The sequence below is a fragment of the Sphingobium psychrophilum genome (assembly GCF_012927105.1).
Taxonomy (GTDB): Bacteria; Pseudomonadota; Alphaproteobacteria; order Sphingomonadales; family Sphingomonadaceae; genus Sphingobium; species Sphingobium psychrophilum.
This window is the reverse complement of sequence record NZ_JABBFV010000056.1, coordinates 1-3,839: the sequence shown is the minus strand read 5'-3', so window position 1 is coordinate 3,839 and position 3,839 is coordinate 1. Positions and strand designations below refer to the sequence as shown.

General features: G+C 54.1%; 3 protein-coding genes and 1 pseudogene. All 4 read right to left on the bottom strand.

Annotated elements, in window-relative coordinates:
- Positions 1–850: 850 nt before the first annotated feature.
- The gene (locus HHL08_RS26375; RefSeq protein ID WP_408021807.1) at positions 851–1,840 is read right to left on the bottom strand and encodes an acyltransferase family protein; all 990 of its coding nucleotides are present in this window, start codon (positions 1,838–1,840) and stop codon (positions 851–853) included.
- A 461-nt stretch (positions 1,841–2,301) separates the two neighbouring features.
- A pseudogene (locus HHL08_RS25870) lies at positions 2,302–2,735 on the bottom strand (transposase); the annotation flags it as partial.
- A gap of 5 nt (positions 2,736–2,740) precedes the next feature.
- Positions 2,741–3,687, bottom strand: a protein-coding gene (locus tag HHL08_RS24985; protein WP_169575552.1) for an IS630 family transposase whose coding sequence is annotated in 2 segments (ribosomal slippage) — positions 2,741–3,351 and positions 3,351–3,687 — 948 coding nt in all. Because the reading frame shifts where the segments join, the coding sequence is not laid out codon by codon here.
- The coding region (locus tag HHL08_RS25440) for a hypothetical protein (RefSeq protein ID WP_206378095.1) at positions 3,635–3,839 on the bottom strand (205 nt) is incomplete at its 5' end. The genes HHL08_RS25440 and HHL08_RS24985, both read right to left, overlap by 53 nt.

The window sequence follows — 3,839 nt, the reverse complement described above, 5'->3', positions numbered from 1 at the left end:
CCGCCAGTCAGAGGCAAAATGTTGTTAGCACATCCGATTTTGCCGCGAAACTCACCCCAAGCAAAATCAGATACTTACGATCTCGCGTTCCCCGCGTGTTCCGCCAGCACTGTTCAACTTGGGCCAAACGGTTCCAAGGACTATACCAGTCCAGCCTGGGCGTAGTGGCAATGATGCGTAAGAGGTTGGCATCAGGATCGACGCGATCGTTCGCAACGCAGATATGGATATGGTATCGAGGACGCGCGCCACGCGCTCGATGCTTGAAGCGTAATATTACGAACACGGTGATGGGTGGTGCCGGAGACTTTGCGCTAGCCGGATCAAGGTGCCACGCAAATGCCAAAGCGGCGGTGCACATGTTTGCTTAACCGCACAAAGGGCGTTCGCTGCTGCATTTGGGCGTCTATCCCTCGATGCAGCCCTCAGTGTGTCCACGGCCACCATACAGCGTGTCGGAGGCGGGTGACGATGTTGCGGACTTGCGTGTCCTGCGTAGGTGCCTTGGTTCTGCAGGCCAGGCGGCGCTACGCCTCGCACATTTCGCGCCATGGTGGTTCTTGGCAAATGCTGGCAGGATCAGCGGTTCCTCTGGGGTCGTTGACCGCATCTGTATGAACGGTCGTCAAGATTTGGATAAGCGCGCTGGACGGCATGGGTAAACAGGGTGAACGCTTAGCGACGTCACGCCTTGCAAAGCGTCACGACCTTGGATCTGCCATAGCTCTCGTGGCCAGGCATGGTGATGTCGCCTTGCGGGCTTGAGAGGATTTTGAACAGTAGAAATAATCGACCGTCGCCAATTACATGCATAAACATGGAATGTCCTGATAAGAATTTTCAATCACGATCAACACAATTTTGTTGTTAATATACGTCTGACGGGAATATCATAATATCGATGTGCAAAATATGAATATGAAATTATTATCGATAATGTGCTGATAAATATATATAGATTTTCTATATTAGTCAGTCGTGCAAAAATTCCACCGAATATGATAAGAATTGGCATATGCGTCGCGTAGAGTGGATAGGATAATTCTCCAAAAAAATGGGATATTCGCGGCAAACAGGCATAACTATTTGCAGCGAAAAGGATAATTGCTGGAAATAGGAATATGGCGCATATTGCGTCAAGCCATATTCGTGGAAATGTTGTGGGTATCGACACTGACATGGATAGTATCAATATGATGTAGACCCAAGGTCGAGACTTTGTTTGGATTTCAATGCGCGGTAGTACGGCAACTTGAATCAGCACTCCGATCAGGAACAAGCTTCCGGATCTGGGCAGGCCTGCCCACCAAAATTCGCGAACGGTACCAAGTTCTAGCCAGCTACCGCTCGATAGCGCCGCACTGGCGAGCCATATCAGAAGGAAAAATAAAACTAATAAGATATGTCTTATGCGTAGATATCTGTAGAAAAATGCAAATAATATGTTGGAAACTACTTCCCAAAATAAAGACCATACGGGAGGATTTACAGGAAATGGATCTATCCAGATCGCCGGTATGGCGAAAAGAGAAAAAAATACTATCAGTATATCATCATGGCTTAGACTTTGGTTCGCTATATTTAACCGAATAGCATAGACTATGATTCCCATTATTGTTCCAAGAAACAATAATGGATATAATCGGATAAACCGAATTGCTAAGAATGAACGAAATGACCCCGATTTCTTTAATGTCGGTCCATATGCATGCGCGATGACAAAGCCACTTAGAACAAAAAAGAAGTCGACAGCGAGATAGCCGTAGGGGAAGGTGTGCCATCCTGGCATCATCGGGCCCATATGGTAGCCCAGGACCGCAAGGGCTGCCCACCCGCGCATGCCATCAAGAACGGGTAGTCGTTTCGCTTTGCCTTGCACGGAACCAACTTGCATGGAACGGCTCTCTTTCGATCTCATGGCGGGCTCATCGATCTACCTCGCAACCGTGCCAGATCGATGAGTAGCGCAGCGTTTGACGATGGCGAGACGTAAAATGCAACATGCTGCCTCTGAATTGGTCGTTCGTCATCGTTCTGTCCTCCCTTCGAACGCAAAAGGGTGCCAGGTTACGCATGACAGGTTTATGCCCCTCTTCGCGCCCTAACGTCCGTGCGTTCGGGCAAGATCAAGTGCCTCTACCCCGTAAAATTCATCTGGTTGATCAGCGCAGGCCAGGATTTGGATTTTGAGAAGGCGGCGCGCGCGCCGCTTCATTGCCGGGGATGATCCGGATTTCAGGGTCATTGAGGTTTACGGGTTGAAGGGGCGGGGTTTGATTTGAAGGTGCACTGCCCTGTGGTTCAGGTGATGAGGCGAGGGATGCGATCGAGGGCGAGGCGGAAGATTTTCTGGTCGGGACAGGCGGTGGGCCATTGGATAGGGATAAGGGTCTTCAATTCGGTGACGCGGGCAGCGATCTTGATGAGGCACTGGCGTAAAGTATCGAACTGGACGGTGCGCCAGGTTGAATCTTTAGGCATGGCGCTACGCGGGCCCCACATGAGCCACTAGGCACCGGAATCGAGCAACACAGCTGGTTGGCGGTGGTCCTGGTGCAGGATGTGCGATCGGCGGCGAGGTGGGTTTTTCAGGACTTGATGTGATTTTCCGCCTGGCCTCGCCGGCAATAGACCTGCTCGTACAGCCGGCGGCGCGAGCCCTTCTTGAGATTTGTAACGACGAAACACGTGTCCGTGCCCTGATCGCCGACCTCGACGCGGGCGATAGAGCGTTTTTCGATCAGTCTGGATCATATCCGCATGATGTGAAGTAGTTGGCGCATTCACGGGGCTGGAAGATATCGACGAGCCTGCCGATCAGGTCCCACAGGCCGCTCACCGTGCGCTCGCCGATCTTCCTGAGCATGGCCTTGAGCTTGGAGAAGGCCTTCTCGATAGGATTGAAGTCTGGGCTGTAGGGCGGGAGGAAGCGCAAGGTTGCGCCTGCCGCTTCGATCCGCTCGCGCACCGATGCGCGCTTGTGGCTCGACAGGTTGTCCATGATGACGACGTCGCCGGGCCGCAGTTCGGGCACGAGAACATGGGTGACATAGGCTTCGAACCAGTCGCCGTTGATCGGGCCGTCCAGCACCATTGGCGCGACCATTCCGGTCATGCGCAACCCGGCAACCAGCGTGGTCGTCTTGCGGTGGCCGTGCGGGAAGCCCATCCGCAGGCGCTCGCCCCTGGCGCAGCGGCCATGGCTGCGGGTCATGTTGGTCGCGGTCCAAGTCTCGTCGATGAACACGAGCCGTTCGGGGTCAAGATCGAGTTGGCCATCGAACCAGTCATGTCGTTGGTTCAGGACATCGGGGCGGTCCTGCTCGATCGCATGGCCAGTCTTTTTTTGCGCGTCATACCGTGACGAACGAAGAAGCGATGAAGCCCGGCAACCGAGACGTGCAGGTCCAGATCCATCAATGCCAGGCGCAGTTCTTCAAGCGAGATGTCCTTGCGCGCCTCCCACACGGCGAGGATCTCCGCTCGACGCTCCTCGATCCGGCGCGATCGCGTATCGCCACCCTGAGGCTTGGGAGCAAAGGTGCCGGTCGTGCGCCGCTGATCGTGCCAGCGGATCGCTGTCGAGGGCGCGACCCCAAAGCGAACCGCCGCAGCGCGGCAACTCATCCCGTCATCAATTGCAGCCAGCAGCCGCCTGCGCAAATCCATTGATAGAGCTTGACCCATCCATGCCGACCTCCCTCACCAGCACGGATTCTGAATCAGATGGGGTGGTTGCCGCCCTCCCCAGACGGCATCGCAATGTGCCAAAGAAGTGGTGTTGAGACCACTGAGCGGAAAGGACGGCAACCGTGACAAAAGATACGATGATCGGGGTG